Source organism: Burkholderia sp. IMCC1007 (assembly GCF_027257875.1).
Classification (GTDB): domain Bacteria; phylum Pseudomonadota; class Gammaproteobacteria; order Burkholderiales; family Burkholderiaceae; genus Burkholderia.
The window spans coordinates 129,394-144,832 of the sequence record NZ_JAPVQY010000005.1 but is presented as its reverse complement, the minus strand read 5'-3'; the positions used below and the strand labels follow the sequence as shown (position 1 = coordinate 144,832).

Here is a 15,439-nt window from a genome sequence, read left to right as displayed (position 1 = left end):
ATATCCAGATCGACGACCGTCGCCAGCGTCGCCCGCGGCAATTCGTCCGCGATCACTTACAATCCGTCAGGTTGATCGCTGCACGACCCTTCGTGCAGCCCTGACACCGCGGTACGTTCGACGCACGCCGTATCAGGGTCCGGCGCGCGACACGCGTGGCCGGACGGCGTCGCGCGTCGTTGCACCCACATCTGGATGCCCGTCATGCCGGAATCCCGCCTCCTGTTCCGATCCACGTTCGAACCGCCGGTCGTCCGGTCGGCGCGCGCCGTCATCGGCGCGTTGTTCTTCGTCGGCAGGCTATGGGACGTCACACGCTTCGGCTCGCTCGGTGGGCTTGCCGTCACCCTGTTCGTCGTCTTTCTGGCGCCGACTGCGGCGAACGGCTTCGGCAACGGCCGAGCGGGCGAGCCGCGTACCGGCGCACGAGACAAGGACCGAATGAACAGCCACATCACCCTCACCCCGTCGCGCGAATACGCGACCATCGACGGAGCCGTGCAATGAGCGGGTTGCTCCACAATCGCGCCGGCGACCTCGTCGCGCTCGTCACGCTCGCCGTGCTTTACCTCGGCGGCGCCGGCGTCTCGCTCTGGCGGATCCGCGCTGCCGCGTCGCGCGGCAAGCTCTACTGGATCGTCTGCATCGCGCTGCTGGCCGGCGGCGCGATCGCGATGACCGTCAATCTGTCGCCGGTGCCGAACAGCGGCGAAATGTCGTCGGGCTTCGCGCTCGGCGTCGAGGCGGTGCTGCTCGGGCTCGTGCTGGTTGCGGCGGGCTGTGCGTGGCTGATGCTGCGTGCAAGGCGTGGCTGAAAGCGCGCCCTTGCGCGACCGGCTTCATCGCCGGTCGACCGCGCCGCGCATGGCGAACGCCGGATCGCCACCCTTGTTCCGCTGGGTCACGCGGACGGCGCACGCGCCGTGACGAGCCAGCACGCCGCATCGAAACGCACGTCCGCGCCGTGCACGTAACGCTCGAACGCGGCGCGCACCGTATCGACCACGCGCCGCCGCGTCGCGTCATCCACCTGTTGCAGCGCGAGCCCGACCGGCCCCAGCCGCGCGATGTAGTCGTCCAGCGCGGGCCCCGGCAATGCGCATGCGATATCGAGCGGCTCGATCTCGACGCCGGCCCACCCGCTGTCCGACAACACCGATGCGATCCGCTGCCGGTCGCCGAACGCGAATTGCCCGGGCGCGCCCGGCTGCCGCGCCGGCAGGTTCGGCAGCAACGGCGCCGCGACACGCTCGGCCGTCGTCATGAACGGATTGTCCGCCGCGCTGCGCCATGCGATGAACCGCAGTTGCGCGTTGGCGCGCGCCGCACCGCGCAGGTTCGCGAATGCGCGCACCGGATCGTCGAAGAACATCACGCCGAAGCGCGACACGACCAGGTCGAAACGATCGCGCGCAAACGCATGCGTCTGCGCATCGGCACACACGAAGCCCGCGCGGACGCCGTCGCGTGCCGCGCGATCCTGCGCAGCGGCGATCATCCGCGCCGAGATGTCGACGCCCGTACAGTGCGCGTGCGCGCCGAGCCTGCGGGCGATCGCGCGCGTCACCGCCCCCGTGCCGCAGCCGACGTCGAGCACGCGGCGCGCGGACGAAGCCGCCGCGGCATCCGCGAGCAGCGCTTCGAACGGTTCGAACATCGCATCGAGCGACGCCTGTGCGTCGATCCATGCATGCCCCGACGGGCCGTTCCATAGCGCGGACTGCGCTTCGTTGGGCTGGTGCGCTTCCATCGTCGATTCCCCTTCGCGTGCGTCGTTGATCGTGATCCCGAGTATGCTGCTTCAAGCCGGCTTGAGGTCAAGCACTGCCGCGACACAACCGTCACGCCGGACGTTTCATATTTCTTACATTCATGTTGCGTATCGTTGACGGCTTTCCCATGGTGCCAATCATGCGACGACTCCTCTCTCGCGCGCTGTTCGAGCGCTGCGCTCCGCTTGCCGCACTCGCGGCGCTGTCCGCGTGCTCGAATCACATCGATACGCCCGCCGATCCGGCCAGTGCCGCGATCAACGTCCAGGCCGCGTGGGTCGAGATCGGCGATGCGAACCAGGCGATCGCGCGCGTGATCACGAACTACAACCCGGCGTCCGCGAGCGACCCGTTGTGTCCGCAACTGTCCGTCGACGGCAAGGTGTCGCGCATGTCGCTGCGCGCCGGCGCCGCGACCATCGCGCAACGACCGACCGCGAGCGCCCCGGCCGACTCCAAACCGTCGAGCTTCCCGGTATCGGTCTGCGAAGCGACGTTGCCGGCCGACGCGCAAACGGCGAGCGTCGCCGGCCGTGCGTTGCCGCTGCCGAATGCGCAGCCGCAGCGCATCGCGATCATCGCCGACACCGGCTGCCGGATGAAGAAGGCCGACAACGCATGGCAGGCATGCAACGACGCGACGGTCTGGCCATTCGACACGATCGCGGCGAGCGTCGCGAAGCTCTCGCCGGACCTGGTGCTGCACGTCGGCGACTATCACTACCGCGAGAACGCGTGCCCGCCCGACATCGCCGGCTGCAAGGACAGCCCGTGGGGCTACGGCTGGGATACGTGGCAGGCCGACCTGTTCCGCCCCGCCGCGCCGCTGTTCGCGAAGGCGCCGTGGGTGGTCGTGCGCGGCAACCACGAGGAATGTGCGCGGGCGGGCCAGGGCTGGTATCGCTTCCTCGATCCGCGCCCGTATTCGACGGCCCGTTCGTGCGACGATCCGGCCCGCGACGACGACGCGAACTACGCCGAACCGTATGCGGTGTCGCTCGGCGGCGGTACGCAGGTGATCGTGTTCGATACCGCGAAGGTCGGCCGCAATCCGCTGAAGACGACCGATGCGCAGTTCCGCATCTACCAGAAGCAGTTCCAGACGGTGGCATCGCTCGCGTCGAAGGCCGGCATGACGACGACGATCTTCACGAACCATCATCCGATCCTCGCGTTCGCGCCGATCGCCGGCAGCACGCCGGCGCCGGGCAATCTCGCGCTGCAGTCGGTGATGTCGAGCCTGTACGCGCAGGCATACTACCCGCCCGGTATCCACGTCGCGCTGCACGGGCACGTGCACGACTTTCAGGCGATCAACTTCTCGTCCGGGCATCCGGCGACGATCGTGTCCGGCAACGGTGGCGACAACCTCGACGTCGCGCTGCCCGACCCGTTCCCGGCCGACCTGACGCCCGCGCCGGGCGCCGTGATCGAACGGCTGTCGCACAACAACAGCTTCGGTTTCCTGATCATGGAACGGCGCGCGGCACCGGCGACGGGCTGGGTGTTCCATGCGTATTCGGCAGCCGGCAAGCTGCTCGCATCGTGCGACCAGTCGGGCACCACGCTCGCCTGCGACAAGACGGGATTCATCGCGCCGTGAGTGATGGAGTTCGAGTGAAGCGCGGTTTGGTGGATTCGGGCCATCGTCTCCGGGAAATGGCCGCATCGCGGTTGCTGCGGGTTTCGGCAGTGGCGCGTGCCGTGCTTCCGGTGTCGCGTTCGACTTCCGTTCCAGCCGATGCGGGCCGGACGGCACGCGTATTCGCCGCGACCACGCTCGCTGGTGTCGCGCTCGCGGCTCACGCCGCGCCTGCCGAAACGACGCTGCTGCCCGGTGCGCCGCCGTCGCGCATCGTCGCCACGATCGGTAACGGCACGCCGCAGGTGGCGGGCAAGATCGACGCGGCGACCGCGCACTTCGCGCCCGATCCGACGCTCGTCGCGCTTGGCAGGCGGATCTTCTTCGATCCGCGGCTGTCCGAGCCGCGCGGCATGTCGTGCGCGGGCTGCCACGATCCGGGGCGTGCGTTCGCGCCGACGCTGTCGGCGGCGTCGCTCGCCGGGCCCGGTGTGCCGGAAGGCAGCCGTCATGGCCGCTTCAGCCAGCGCAACGCGCCGTCGCTGCTGTACGTGCGTTACGTGCCGCGCCGCCACTTCTACCAGGACGACGACGCACCGGCGCCGTCGCCGTTTGGCGGACTGTTCGGCGATGGCCGCGCGGATACGCTCGCCGAGCAGATCCGCGGGCCGCTGTTCGATCCGAACGAGATGAACAACCGGTCGCCGGCCGCGCTGCTGCGCAAGGTCGACGCCACCGAGCTCGCGCCCGATCTCGCCGCGCGCTTCGGCGCGTCGGTGCGGCGCGATCCCGAGCAACTGGTGCGCGCATTGGGCTCGGCCGTCGAAGCCTATCTGCAGAGCGACGAGATGGCGCCGTTCACGTCGCGCTTCGACGCGTTCCTGCGCACGCGCAAGCCGCTCGCGCCGGCCGAAATGCGCGGCCTGGCGCTGTTCCGGAATCCGGACAAGGGCAATTGCATGAGCTGCCATACGCTGTCGGAGACGTCGACCCGGCCGGAGCGCTCGCTGTTCACCGATTTCGGCTACGACGCGATCGCGGTGCCGCGCAACCGCGCGCTGCCCGCGAACCGCGATCCGCGCCACTTCGACAACGGGCTGTGCGACACCGCCACGCGGCTGCGCTGGCCGGAACCGACGCAATGGTGCGGCTACGTGCGCACGCCGGGGCTGCGCAACGTCGCGGTCAAGCAGACGTTCATGCACAACGGCGTGTTTACGACGCTGCGGGACGCGGTCGCGTTCTACAACACGCGCTCGACCGACCCGGGCTACTGGTATCACGGTGCCGCAACCTTCGACGACGTGCCGGCCGCCTATCGCGGCAACGTCAACGTCAATTCGACGCCGATGAACCGGCGGCCGGGCACCCCGCCCGCATTGACCGACGCCGAAATCGACGACATCGTCGCGTTCCTCGGCGCGCTCACCGACGCGCGCTACGCGAACCTTGCGGCGCGCGCTGGCCCGGCCGTGGCCGCCGCCCGGATCATCGGATCGCCACGCGCCCGAAACGCCGCGCCGACACGCTGACCCTGGCCGAACGGCCAGGCGCGTGCGCACCCGCTTGCGACCGCTGCATATACTGGTTATATTTACAGTACTGTATTTATGAACAGTGAGGTGCGAGATGGAACATCTGGTCCGTATCGTCAACGACACCGATCGCCAAGTGCTGGCCTGGCTGCGTGCGCAGGTCGGCGACGCCCGCGTCGAACGCGCGGCCCGGCAGCTCGGGCATACACGCAAGCCGTTTCCGTCCGCGGTGTGCCGGTATCTGGGCATGAGCGCGCCGGCCACGCTGCGTCCGGCGGAGCGGCCGCGCGCCGCACGCGACTTCTCGGTCGGCGATCGTTACCTGTCGTTGATCCGCCAGCACCTCGCCGCGCATACGGGCGGGCGATGAAATCGCCGAAATCGTATCGCCGGTGCGGCGTCACGCAGCGGCAGGCCGGCGTCGAAACGGCATGCCGGGTCGGCCGGCCCGCGCATGCGCCACGCCGGCGGCGCTGGGGCTCACCGTTGCCAGCCCGGCTGCCGGCCAGCCCGGTTACGCGGCCGCTGCTGCCTCGCGTATCAACTGGCCGAGCGTTTCGATCGCCGCTTCATGCGCGGTGTCGAACACGCGTGTACAGGCAAGCCGGATATACGCGTCGAAGCGATCGGAATTCGAAAAAATCGAGCCTGGCGCGATTCTCACTCCACGTGCCAGCGCAGCATCGAACAGCGCTTCGGACCGTACGCCGTCCGGCAGCGCGATCCACAGCAGCATGCCGCCCGGCGGCCGGTTCATCCGCGTGCCGGCCGGAAAATGGCGTGCGATCGCGTCGATCGTCACGTCGCGCTGCACGCGAAGCTGCTCGCGAAACCGGTGCAGGTGACGATCGAACGCGCCCGAGCCGACGAACTCGGCGGCAACCGCCTGCAGCAGTGCGGCGTTGTGCCGGCTGTGCGCGAACTTGAGCATCTTCACGCGTGCGTGCCAGCGCCCCGCGCTCATCCAGCCGAGCCGCATCCCGGGCGCCAGCACCTTGTTGAACGACGGGCAGTAGATCACGGTGCCGTCGCGGTCCCATGCCTTCACGGGCTTCACCGCGTGCGGCGCCTCGACGAGTTCGCGATACGGCTCGTCCTCGATCACGGCCACGCCGCGGCGCGAGCACAGTGCAACCAGCGCGGCCTTGCGGTCGTCCGGCATCACGCTGCCGAGCGGGTTTTGCAGGTTCGGCACGACGACCACGGCCCGGATGTCCGGATACGCGGCCAGCGCCACGTCGAGCGCCTCGATCGACAAGCCGGTGGTCGGGCTGGCCGGAATCTCGAGCGCGCGCAGGCCGAGGCTCTCGAGCAACTGGATCAGGCCGAAAAAGGCCGGCGATTCGATCGCGATCGTGTCGCCGGGGCGCGCCACCGCGCGCAGCGCGAGATTCACGGCATCGACCCCGCCGCTCGTCGACATCACATCGTCCGGTGACACGGTCACGCCATACGACACCGCGCGTTTGGCCATCGTCTGCCTGAATTCGGGCGAACCGCCGACGGGCCCCGCGTCGGTCAGCAACGTCGGCTTGCGCCGCAGCAGCCGGATCGCGAGCGTCTGCAGGCGCTCGGCCGGATACAACGTCGCCTGCGCGGATGCGCCGCCGAGGTTCAGCGCATCGGGCGCCCCGTTCGCGCGATCGATCACGCGTGACACACGTTCGTGCAGGCCCGCGAACGGCGGCTCGATGCTCAGCGGCGGCCCGTCGCTTTCCGGCAGCGTGTCGAGCACGGCCGCCGCGCGCCGCCGCACGAAATAGCCCGAGCGCGGCCGCGCTTCGCACCAGCCCGCATCCTCGAGCCGCCGGAACGCCTGGATCGCGGTCGACAAACTCACGCCGTGCTGCGCCATGAACGCGCGCACCGACGGCATCCGGTCGCCGGGCGACAGCGTGCCGGCCGCGATGATGCGCCGGTAATGCTCGGCGAGCCGTTCGTAAAGGGGTTCGCCGGACAGCGGCAAAGGCGTGCGTGACAGGTCGGTGATGGGCGTCATGCGGGCCATCGTGCCGGCGCGCGCGAATGCTCGCCAGATACAGATTCGGGGCAAACCCACCGATACAGCGATGCAAAATCGCCGGCTGCACCGCAACAGATTCCCGTCCCCTGAATCTGTCCCGCTCGCGCGCGCTTCCCTAACCTGATTGCACGCTGTCGCCTCGCCGTCGCGAGGCTGCGCAACCGGGAAAAGGACTCGCCATGCGGACGCAGGACATCCGGCTCGACGCCGGGCAAAGCCACTTTGCGTGGTTCGACAAGGGCAGCCAGGTCATCGTGCTGGACGGCGCACTCGCGGTCACGTTGCGTCATGGCGGGCTCGACTGGCTGCCCGATGCACCGCAATACGTTCGCCGTGTGCTCGAAGAAGGCGAATGCCTGACGATCGAGACGGGCGGTCACGTGGCGCTGACGTCCGGCGGCGCGGGGCCGGCCAGCGCGACCGTCGTGGAACCTGCGGGCGGGCGCGGCGTGTTCGCCGGGTGGCGCGTGGCCTTACGTCGGTTCGCCGTGCAGGTATTCGGCGAGCGGCATGCGCACGAGCCGTCCTGACGTGGCGGATCGTGCCGGGGCCGCGGAGATCGTCGAGATCGTCGAGATCGTCGAGATCACCGAGATCACCGAGATCGCGGAGGTCGTCGAGGTCGTCGAGGTCGCCGAGGTCACGGAGGTCACGGAGGTCACGGAGATCGCCGAGATCGCCAAGGTCGCCAAGGTCGTCGAGGTCGCCGAGGTCGTCGAGATCATGGAGACCACCGACACCACTGAGATCACCAACGTCGCCCGCCAAAGACCGCATCACCCCGCCCGATGCAGACCGCGATGCGACCGAACGCCAGCGCACGTTCGCTCCACTGACCCACCACAGCCGATGGCCTCCCGAAGCGCGCCGCCCACCACCCGCTCACCTCACCTGCCGCCGACGCTCGATCCATTCGAATAGCACCATCCCCGCCAGCATCGCGGCAACGAACGCGATGCCCTTCGCCGACCCGAACCCGATCGACACGATCGCGGGCCCCGGGCAAAACCCCGCGAGCCCCCAGCCGATGCCGAACACGGCGCTGCCGGCAACGAGCCGCACGGTAATCGTCCGCGCGGCCGGCCACTGGATCGGCAGGCCGAGCCACGCGCGCGTCCGGCGTTTCGCCCACGCGAACGCGAACCCGGCAACGCCGATCGCACCAGCCATCACGAACGCGAGCGACGGATCCCAGCGGCCGGCCACATCGAGAAAACCGAGCACCTTCTGCGGATTGGCCATCCCCGACACGATGAGCCCGGCGCCGAACAGCAGCCCCGCCAGAAACGCGAATCCTGCCTGCATGTCAGCCTCCGAGCACGTGCCGCCGCACGAATACGGTCGCGAAGCCCGCGACCATGAACACCGCCGTCGCGACGATCGACCGGGACGCACGGCGCGACAACCCGCAGACGCCGTGGCCGCTCGTACACCCGCCCGCATACCGCGTGCCGATTCCCACGAGCAGGCCGGCCGCCAGCAGTTCGCCCCAACCGGCATCGATCTGCAGCGTCACGCCCGCACCGGCGATGCGCATCGCGAGCGGCGCGGCAATCAAACCGGCGACGAACGCGGCACGCCAGTCGCGCTCCGCGGCACCGCCGGTCAACAGCCCGCCGACGATGCCGCTGATTCCGGCAATGCGCCCGTTGAACGCGACGAGCCACGCCGCCGCGAGCCCGATCAGCACGCCGCCGGCAAGCGACAGCCACGGCGTGAAATGAAGCGCATCAAGCTGCATCGCGCGTTGCCTTCGCGGCCGGGCCGCAGAACTGCTCGTACAGCACGCCTATCACCGCGATCGCGGCCGCGCTGTCGAGCGAATAGTGGATGTTCTTGCCGTCGCGGCGCGTCCGGACCAGCGCGTTGTCCCTCAACACGCCGAGTTGCTGCGACAGCGTCGGCTGACGGATATCCAGGCGCGTCTCGAGATCGCTCACGCAGCGCTCGCCCTGCGACAGTTCGCACAGCAGCAGCAGCCGGTCGGGATTCGACAGCACCTTGAGCAGCGCGCATGCCGATTCTGCTGCCGCGCGCATCTGTTCGGGCGCAGGCAGCGGCCCGGCCGAAGGATCGATGTTCATGGAGGATGAAGGTCTACGATATACGAATCGATATTCTATCAATTCATATATCGTTTCGCGGCGCTACCGCCGGTGCCGCCCGAACGCACCCGCAGCGCAACGCCGCCCCACTCGCGCCGCGCGTGTCGCTACGCCTGCTCGCCGGCAATTGCCTTGGCGGCGGCCGCCTCCGGCGTGGCCCCGCCCCCGGCCCGGTGCACCCCCAGCACGAATACCGCGACGCCGGCAATCACGCACGGCACGGCGACACAGGCAAACGCGGCAGGCAACGGCAGCCCCATCGCGAGCATCGCGCCGCCCGCCATCGAGCCGACGACGGATCCGCTGCGGCCGATCCCGTTTGCCCAGCTCACGCCCGTCGTGCGGCATTCGGTCGGATAGAACGCGGCCGACAGCGCGTTGGCGCCGACCTGCGAGCCCGACACGCAGAAGCCGGCCGCGAACACGGCCAGCGCGGCCCCTGCCGGCGACGCGGCCAGCACACCGATCGCCGCGACGAACACACCGGCGCCCGCATAGCTGCATGCGAGCACGCGATGCGGATCGAAGCGGTCCATCAGCCAGCCGAGCACGATCGCGCCGAGCGTGCCGCCGACCTGGAACATCGCGGTCACGCGCGCGGCCATCTGCAGCGTCGCGCCGGTCGTGCGCAGCAGCGTCGGCAGCCAGCTCGACAGCAGGTAGATGACGAGCAGGCTCATGAAGAACGTGAGCCACAGCAGCAGCGTGCCGCGCAGCAGGTCGGCGCTGAACAGCCGGCGGAGCGGCGAGCCGGCCGGCTTGCCGCTCGGCGCGATGAACGACGCGTGCGCGAGATGCGGGTCCGGCGCGATGCGGGCGAGCATCGCCGCGATCCGCTCGCGCGCCGCGCCGGCGTTGACGAGATAGCGCACCGATTCCGGCAGCCGCCATGCGAGCACCGGCAGAAGCAGCAGCGGCGCGGCACCGCCGACGACGAGCACCGCGCGCCAGCCGTCGCGCTCGATCAGCGACGCAGCCACCAGCCCGCCGAGCGCGGAGCCGATCGTGAAGCCGCAGAACATCGTCGTCACGAGCAGCGAGCGCCGCCGCGCGGGACAGTATTCGGATGTCAGCGTGATCGCGTTCGGCATCGCGCCGCCAAGCCCGAGGCCCGTCACGAAGCGCCACGCGATCAGTTCGGTGAGACCGCCCGCGCTCGCCGACGCGGCACTCGCGATGCCGAAGCACGCGACGCAGGCGAGCAGCAGGCGCTTGCGGCCGAACCGGTCGCCGAACGGCCCGAACGCGAGCGCGCCGGCCATCAGCCCGGCGAGGCCCGCGCCGAATACCGGCGCGAGCTGCGCGGGCGACAGCCCCCATTCCGCTCGAATGACGGGGGCGATGAACCCGATCGATGCCGTGTCGAAACCGTCGATCGCGACGATCAGGAAGCACAGCGCGACGATCGCGGCCTGAAACGGCGCAACGCGATGCCGGTCGATCCACTCGCTGACGTCGATGGACAGCGTATCGGCCATGATGGTGTCTCCTCCATGAAGGCGGTCGCGCGCGATGTCGTTGGAATGCGCGCCGCCGGATTCGGGCTGAAGTGCGTCAGGCGACGGACTTCAGGCAATCCTCCGCGCGCCAGCCGTGCAGCCAGTCGAGCGAGTCGTAGAACTGCGCCTGCGTGCGTCCGACCCACAGCGCGTTGCGCACCTGCCGCTCGACGCCCTTCGCGTGATAGATCCGCCCCATCTCTCGCGCCGAATACAGCACGCGCGCGGTGCGCGGAATCCGTACGCGCTCGTACAGCGCGAACGCCGCCTCGAAGTCGCCGTCGGTTTGCGCGACGGCCGCGCCGAGCGTCACCGCATCCTCGAGCGCCTGGCACGCACCCTGCGCGATGTATTGCGTCATCGGATGCGCGGCGTCGCCGAGCACCGTCGCACGCCCCGTGCTCCAGCGTTCGACCGGATCGCGGTCGGCGGTCGCCCAGCGCTTCCACGACGTCGGCCGGTCGAGCATCTGCTTGGGCAGCGGATGAATGCCGTCGAAGTACGACAGCACCTCTTCCTTGCTGCCCTCGCGCACGCCCCAGGTTTCCTGCTCGCGGCTGTGGAACGTGACGACGAGGTTGTATTGCCGTCCGCCGCGCAGCGGATAGTGGACGAGATGGCAATGCGGGCCGGCCCACACCACCGGCGCGTTGATCTGCAGATCCTTCGGCATGTTGTCGACGTCGACGACCGCGCGGTACACGACGTGTCCCGTCACGCGATGCTCATCGCCGATCAGCGCCTGACGGATCGCGGATTTCACGCCGTCGCAGCCGATCACCGCATCGGCGCGATAACGCTCGCCGCGCTGATCGGTCACGGTGACGCCATTGGCATCCTGCTCGAACGCGCACACCTGCGTGCTGGTCCGGAACTCGATCAGCGGATGATCCTTGACCGCTTCGTAGATCGACAGGTGAATGTCCGCGCGATGGATCACCGCATACGGGTTGCCGAAGCGTTCGCGATACGCGGCGCCCGTGTCGATGCGCGCGACTTCCCGCGCATCGACGGCGTCCATCAGTTGCAGCCAGTCGGTAAACACCGCCCGGCCGCGCGCGGCCTCGCCGACGCCCAGCGCATCGAGCGCGTTGAACGCGTTCGCGGCGAGCTGGATGCCCGCGCCGATTTCGCCGATTTGCTCGGCCTGCTCGAGCAGCTTCACGCGAATGCCCTGGCGCGCGAGCGCCAGCGCCGTCGCGAGCCCACCGATGCCGCCGCCGATCACGAGCACGCGTCGGCCCTGGTCGTTTTTCTCGCCCATGTCTGTCTCCTTCTTCGTGTTACGCGACGTAGTCCGGCTGCCGCTGCGGCTGCGCCGCGTCGAACGCCGGCTCGTGCCGCGCATGTTCATATATCGCGAGGCTGCGCGGATACGCGCTCAGGTCGCAGTCCATCCGCAGCGCGTTCGCAATCTGCGGCACGACGCACACGTCGGCGAGCGTCGGCGCGGCGCCGAAACACCACGGGCCGGTGTCCGCGCGCGCGAGCAGCCGCTCGACGCCGGCCATCCCTTCCGCGACCCAGTGCCGATACCACGCGCTCTTCTGCTGCGGCGTGACCTTCAGTTCGGTATCGAGGTAGCGCAGCACGCGCAGGTTGTTGACCGGATGGATGTCGCACGCGATCAGCGCCGCGAGTTCCAGCACGCGCGCGCGAAGCTGCGGCTCGAGCGGAATGAGCCGCGGCTCCGGATGAAGCTGGTCGAGGTAATCGATGATCGCGAGCGACTGGCCGAGACGGAAATCGCCGTCGACCAGCGCGGGCACCGACGCCGACGGATTCACCTGCGCGACGTAGCCGGCCTCGCGATGCTCGCCCGTGCGGATGTTCACGGGCAGCGTGTCGTACGACAGCCCTTTCAGCGCGAGTGCGATACGCACCCGATAGGACGTCGAACTGTTGAAGAAACTATGCAGTTGCACGATGGGACCTTTCGAGGAAAATCGACGAACTCGCGTCAGACCACACGGACGGTCAGCTCGCCGAGACGCTCGACGCCGACCTTCATCTCGTCGCCCTTGACCACCGCGCCGACGCCTTCGGGCGTGCCGGTGAAGATCACGTCGCCCGGTTCGAGGCGGAAGAACTTCGACAGGTCGGCGACCGTTTCCGCGACCGACCAGATCAGGTGCGACACGTCGCTCTTCTGCTTCGTCGTACCGTTGACGGTCAGCCACAGGCCGGCCTGCTCGAAATGGCCGGCTTCGCTCGCCGGATGCACGGGCCCGATCGGCGCGGAGCGATCGAACGCCTTGCCGATTTCCCACGGCCGGCCCATCTCGCGCATCTTCATCTGCAGATCGCGGCGCGTCATGTCGAGGCCAACCGCGTAGCCCCACACGTGTTCGAGCGCCTGCTCGAGCGGAATGTCCGAACCGCCCTTGCCGATCACCGCGACGAGCTCGGCTTCGTAGTGATAGTTCTGCGTCTGCGACGGATACGCGAGTTCGAGCGTTTCGCCGTATGCGACCGGCACGATCGAATCGGCCGGCTTGCAGAAGAAGAACGGCGGCTCGCGATCGGGATCGAAACCCATCTCGCGTGCATGGGCCGCGTAGTTGCGGCCGACGCAGTACACGCGGCGGACGGCGAAACGGGCGTCGCTACCGGCAACGGGAAGCGCGACGGGCGCTTCGGGCGGGAAAACGTAAGTCATGAACGGCTCCAGCGTAGGCATGAATGAAGGAATGCGCGCCGCCGAACGGCGCGCCAGACGAGTCGGGAAAGCGGGAAAGCCGCGCCGTCAGTCGCGCGCTTCGCGCAGCAGGTTCAGCGCGGACAGCACGGGCCGGTCGGAATAGCTGAACAGCACGCTGTCGGACGACGCCGACAGCCGTACCGGCGCCCACGACGGCGCGACGAAGATGTCGTGCGGCTCGAACGCGAACGCGGCGTCGCCGATGTGCGCGGTGCCGCTCCCTTCGACGACGCAGTAGATCGTCGCGTCGGTGCTGCGATACGTGCGGCCGTCGAAGCCGGCCGGCAGGAACTGCATGAAGGTTGCGATCGTCGGCATCGGCCAGCCGCCCGTCGCGGGGTTCACGTAGCGCAGCTTCACGCCGTCCCACGCGTCGAGTTCGCCGTTGCGGTACAGCGCGTCGAGCGCGTCGCGGGTGCGCGCATACGGGTAGCTGAAGATCGGCGACGTCGGATCGCTCGCGCGATGCCGCACCGGCACCATGTTGTGACCGAAGCGCGCGAAGCTGTCGCCTTCCGCGCGGCTGACGGGCTGCTCGGCTTGCGGGTAGTTCTCCGCGAAACCGGCATCGAGGCTCGCGACCAGCGGGATGTCGAGGCCGTCGAGCCATACGACCGGCTCGCCGCCGTCTTCCACCGACGGGTTACCGTGGTCGTGCCATGCCCACGACGGCGTGATGATGAAGTCGCCCGGATGCATCGTCGTGCGCTCGCCGTTCACCGCGGTCCACGCGCCCTTGCCTTCGACGATGAAGCGCAGCGCCGACTGCGTATGCCGGTGGCTCGGCGCGATCTCGCCCGGCAGGATCAGCTGCAGGCCCGCGTACAGGCTCGGCGTCATGCTCGACTTGCCGGGCAGCCCCGGATTCTCCAGCACCAGCACGCGGCGCACGGCTTCTTCCGCGCTGATCACGTTGCCGGCCTGCATCACCAGGTCGCGCACCTGCGCGTACTTCCAGATCGCGGCCTGCGCGGCCGGCTGCGGCGTCTTCGGCACCAGGTTGTGCAGCGACTCCCACAGCGGCGCGAGGCGCTGCTCGGCGATCCGTGCGTAGTAATCGGCGCGCGTGGTATCGGGGTGTCGGCTGGTCATGATGTCTCCTTGAGGCGGCCGATCGTGGTCGGCGCGGTGTCCGGTCGAGGACCGCATGCGGCGGTCCGTTGACGAATTTATATTCGACGCAGCCATACCCGGTAAAATGGTGAAATCATCTAATCCATATGATTTCGGATATACCTTCCGATACGGAGCATGCGATGGACTGGACCTACCGGCTGCGCTTGCGGCACCTGCAGGTGCTGCTGAGCGTGGCGAGCACGGGCAACCTGAGCCAGTCGGCGGCGGCGCTCGCGACCACGCAGCCCGCGCTGTCGAAATGGCTGAAGGAGCTGGAGGAGGACGTCGGGCTGCCGCTGTTCGAGCGGCACGCGCGCGGCTTGCGGCCGACGCCGTACGGCGAAGCGCTGATCGAGCACGCGCGCCGGGTGGAAGCGCAGCTCGACGTCGCGCGCGACGACATGGCCGCGCTGCGCGAAGGCGGCAGCGGCCTCGTGACGATCGGCACGTCGGGCGTCGCGGCGGCCGATACGGTGCCGCTCGCGGTGTCGCAGTTGCTGAAGCGGATGCCGCGCGCGCAGGTGCGGCTCACCGAGAGCACGATGAACCAGCTGATGCCGCAGCTCGCGCGCGGCGAACTGGACATCGTGCTGGGCCGCTCGGGGTCCGCGTCCGTCGATCCGCACCTGCATGCCGAGGCGCTGTATGTCGATCCGGTCGTGTTCGTCGCGCGGCCCGATCACCCGCTCGTCGGCACGGCGCCCATCGGCTGGGACGCGGTGCTCGCGTACTCGTGGATCGTCTGGCCGGCCGGCACGCCGGTGCACAACGCGCTGCAGGTCGCGCTGACGGCCGCCGGCCGCGTGCAGCCACCGCACTGCGTCGAATCGAATTCGTCGATCCTGAACCTCACGCTGCTGAACAACACCGATCTGCTGGGCGTCGCGTCGCATCGTGCCGCGCGGCGCTTCGAACAATTGAACGCGATCCGCATCCTGCCGATGCAGGTCGAGGGCCAGGGCGCGGTGTCGATGTACTGGCATCCGGACAGCGCGAACCGCGCGGCCGTCGCGGCCGCGATCGAATGCCTGCGCGCCTGTGCGGCGCCGCAGGTGGGCGGATGGGAGAAGGTGAAGGAAGAGTAAGCGGCGAAGCGGTCCCGTTCA

The 15,439-nt window shown here is 69.0% G+C and carries 18 protein-coding genes; 8 read left to right on the top strand and 10 right to left on the bottom strand.

What is annotated here, in order from left to right:
* Positions 1-204 precede the first annotated feature (204 nt).
* Both O1Q03_RS07485 and O1Q03_RS07480 read left to right on the top strand, forming a co-directional pair.
* On the top strand, positions 205-507 hold the full coding sequence (locus tag O1Q03_RS07485; protein WP_269502516.1) for a hypothetical protein: 303 nt from the start codon (positions 205-207) through the stop codon (positions 505-507).
* Positions 504-815: a hypothetical protein gene (locus O1Q03_RS07480; protein ID WP_269502515.1), complete on the top strand. Its 312-nt coding sequence runs from the start codon at positions 504-506 to the stop codon at positions 813-815. Before O1Q03_RS07485 ends, O1Q03_RS07480 begins: the two co-directional genes overlap by 4 nt.
* A gap of 86 nt (positions 816-901) precedes the next feature.
* Here O1Q03_RS07480 and O1Q03_RS07475 read toward each other — a convergent pair whose 3' ends face one another.
* Complete coding sequence (locus tag O1Q03_RS07475) at positions 902-1,750, bottom strand: class I SAM-dependent methyltransferase (protein ID WP_269502514.1); 849 nt, start codon at positions 1,748-1,750, stop codon at positions 902-904.
* Positions 1,751-1,911: 161 nt separating this feature from the next.
* Here O1Q03_RS07475 and O1Q03_RS07470 point away from each other — a divergent pair, with 161 nt between their 5' ends.
* The 3 genes from O1Q03_RS07470 (at position 1,912) to O1Q03_RS07460 (ending at position 5,259) form a co-directional block, all read left to right on the top strand.
* Positions 1,912-3,375, top strand: coding sequence for a metallophosphoesterase family protein (locus O1Q03_RS07470; protein ID WP_269502513.1), 1,464 nt, complete (start codon positions 1,912-1,914; stop codon positions 3,373-3,375).
* 56 nt (positions 3,376-3,431) lie between these two features.
* Complete coding sequence (locus tag O1Q03_RS07465) at positions 3,432-4,886, top strand: cytochrome-c peroxidase (protein ID WP_269502619.1); 1,455 nt, start codon at positions 3,432-3,434, stop codon at positions 4,884-4,886.
* Positions 4,887-4,983: 97 nt separating this feature from the next.
* Positions 4,984-5,259 (top strand): hypothetical protein, encoded by a 276-nt coding sequence (locus O1Q03_RS07460; RefSeq protein WP_269502512.1) that lies wholly within the window; start codon positions 4,984-4,986, stop codon positions 5,257-5,259.
* Positions 5,260-5,403: 144 nt separating this feature from the next.
* Here O1Q03_RS07460 and O1Q03_RS07455 read toward each other — a convergent pair whose 3' ends face one another.
* The gene (locus tag O1Q03_RS07455) at positions 5,404-6,888 is read right to left on the bottom strand and encodes an aminotransferase-like domain-containing protein (RefSeq protein WP_269502511.1); all 1,485 of its coding nucleotides are present in this window, start codon (positions 6,886-6,888) and stop codon (positions 5,404-5,406) included.
* A gap of 203 nt (positions 6,889-7,091) precedes the next feature.
* Between O1Q03_RS07455 and O1Q03_RS07450 the strand changes: the two genes are divergently transcribed.
* Together O1Q03_RS07450 and O1Q03_RS07445 are read left to right on the top strand one after the other, a co-directional pair.
* Entirely contained in the window at positions 7,092-7,442 is a 351-nt protein-coding gene (locus O1Q03_RS07450) for a hypothetical protein (RefSeq protein WP_269502509.1), read from the top strand.
* Positions 7,423-7,833, top strand: coding sequence for a hypothetical protein (locus O1Q03_RS07445; protein ID WP_269502508.1), 411 nt, complete (start codon positions 7,423-7,425; stop codon positions 7,831-7,833). The genes O1Q03_RS07450 and O1Q03_RS07445 overlap by 20 nt, the downstream gene beginning before the upstream one ends.
* Here the strand turns inward: O1Q03_RS07445 and O1Q03_RS07440 are convergent.
* The 8 genes from O1Q03_RS07440 to gtdA form a co-directional block, all read right to left on the bottom strand.
* Complete coding sequence (locus tag O1Q03_RS07440) at positions 7,795-8,217, bottom strand: DUF6691 family protein (protein WP_269502507.1); 423 nt, start codon at positions 8,215-8,217, stop codon at positions 7,795-7,797. The two genes, O1Q03_RS07445 and O1Q03_RS07440, sit on opposite strands and share 39 nt — an antisense overlap.
* 1 nt (position 8,218) lies before the next feature.
* Entirely contained in the window at positions 8,219-8,653 is a 435-nt protein-coding gene (locus O1Q03_RS07435; RefSeq protein WP_269502506.1) for a YeeE/YedE family protein, read from the bottom strand.
* A complete protein-coding gene (locus O1Q03_RS07430; protein WP_269502505.1) occupies positions 8,643-8,996 on the bottom strand; it encodes an ArsR/SmtB family transcription factor in 354 nt (117 codons plus the stop codon). The genes O1Q03_RS07435 and O1Q03_RS07430 overlap by 11 nt, the downstream gene beginning before the upstream one ends.
* A 128-nt stretch (positions 8,997-9,124) precedes the next feature.
* Entirely contained in the window at positions 9,125-10,495 is a 1,371-nt protein-coding gene (locus O1Q03_RS07425) for an MFS transporter (protein WP_269502504.1), read from the bottom strand.
* A gap of 76 nt (positions 10,496-10,571) precedes the next feature.
* On the bottom strand, positions 10,572-11,780 hold the full coding sequence (locus O1Q03_RS07420) for a 3-hydroxybenzoate 6-monooxygenase (RefSeq protein WP_269502503.1): 1,209 nt from the start codon (positions 11,778-11,780) through the stop codon (positions 10,572-10,574).
* A gap of 19 nt (positions 11,781-11,799) precedes the next feature.
* Positions 11,800-12,441 carry a maleylacetoacetate isomerase gene (gene maiA, locus O1Q03_RS07415; protein WP_269502502.1) on the bottom strand — a complete coding sequence of 214 codons (642 nt, stop codon included), beginning with the start codon at positions 12,439-12,441 and terminating at the stop codon, positions 11,800-11,802.
* Between the two features lie 35 nt (positions 12,442-12,476).
* Entirely contained in the window at positions 12,477-13,175 is a 699-nt protein-coding gene (locus tag O1Q03_RS07410; RefSeq protein ID WP_096499095.1) for a fumarylacetoacetate hydrolase family protein, read from the bottom strand.
* Positions 13,176-13,262: 87 nt separating this feature from the next.
* Complete coding sequence (gene gtdA / locus O1Q03_RS07405; RefSeq protein ID WP_269502501.1) at positions 13,263-14,309, bottom strand: gentisate 1,2-dioxygenase; 1,047 nt, start codon at positions 14,307-14,309, stop codon at positions 13,263-13,265.
* A 164-nt stretch (positions 14,310-14,473) separates the two neighbouring features.
* Between gtdA and O1Q03_RS07400 the strand changes: the two genes are divergently transcribed.
* Positions 14,474-15,418, top strand: a complete 945-nt coding sequence (locus O1Q03_RS07400) for a LysR family transcriptional regulator (protein WP_269502500.1) — start codon at positions 14,474-14,476, stop codon at positions 15,416-15,418.
* Positions 15,419-15,439: the final 21 nt, after the last annotated feature.

Coding starts and splice junctions, on each gene's coding strand:
- O1Q03_RS07450 (WP_269502509.1), top strand. CDS start 7,092: ATGCGGACGCAGGACATCCGGCTCGACGCCGGGCAAAGCCACTTTGCG.
- O1Q03_RS07440 (WP_269502507.1), bottom strand. CDS start 8,217: ATGCAGGCAGGATTCGCGTTTCTGGCGGGGCTGCTGTTCGGCGCCGGG.
- O1Q03_RS07475 (WP_269502514.1), bottom strand. CDS start 1,750: ATGGAAGCGCACCAGCCCAACGAAGCGCAGTCCGCGCTATGGAACGGC.
- O1Q03_RS07420 (WP_269502503.1), bottom strand. CDS start 11,780: ATGGGCGAGAAAAACGACCAGGGCCGACGCGTGCTCGTGATCGGCGGC.
- O1Q03_RS07470 (WP_269502513.1), top strand. CDS start 1,912: ATGCGACGACTCCTCTCTCGCGCGCTGTTCGAGCGCTGCGCTCCGCTT.
- O1Q03_RS07430 (WP_269502505.1), bottom strand. CDS start 8,996: ATGAACATCGATCCTTCGGCCGGGCCGCTGCCTGCGCCCGAACAGATG.
- O1Q03_RS07480 (WP_269502515.1), top strand. CDS start 504: ATGAGCGGGTTGCTCCACAATCGCGCCGGCGACCTCGTCGCGCTCGTC.
- O1Q03_RS07465 (WP_269502619.1), top strand. CDS start 3,432: ATGGCCGCATCGCGGTTGCTGCGGGTTTCGGCAGTGGCGCGTGCCGTG.
- O1Q03_RS07435 (WP_269502506.1), bottom strand. CDS start 8,653: ATGCAGCTTGATGCGCTTCATTTCACGCCGTGGCTGTCGCTTGCCGGC.
- O1Q03_RS07460 (WP_269502512.1), top strand. CDS start 4,984: ATGGAACATCTGGTCCGTATCGTCAACGACACCGATCGCCAAGTGCTG.
- O1Q03_RS07400 (WP_269502500.1), top strand. CDS start 14,474: ATGGACTGGACCTACCGGCTGCGCTTGCGGCACCTGCAGGTGCTGCTG.
- O1Q03_RS07445 (WP_269502508.1), top strand. CDS start 7,423: ATGCGCACGAGCCGTCCTGACGTGGCGGATCGTGCCGGGGCCGCGGAG.
- O1Q03_RS07485 (WP_269502516.1), top strand. CDS start 205: ATGCCGGAATCCCGCCTCCTGTTCCGATCCACGTTCGAACCGCCGGTC.
- O1Q03_RS07455 (WP_269502511.1), bottom strand. CDS start 6,888: ATGACGCCCATCACCGACCTGTCACGCACGCCTTTGCCGCTGTCCGGC.
- O1Q03_RS07410 (WP_096499095.1), bottom strand. CDS start 13,175: ATGACTTACGTTTTCCCGCCCGAAGCGCCCGTCGCGCTTCCCGTTGCC.
- O1Q03_RS07425 (WP_269502504.1), bottom strand. CDS start 10,495: ATGGCCGATACGCTGTCCATCGACGTCAGCGAGTGGATCGACCGGCAT.
- gtdA (WP_269502501.1), bottom strand. CDS start 14,309: ATGACCAGCCGACACCCCGATACCACGCGCGCCGATTACTACGCACGG.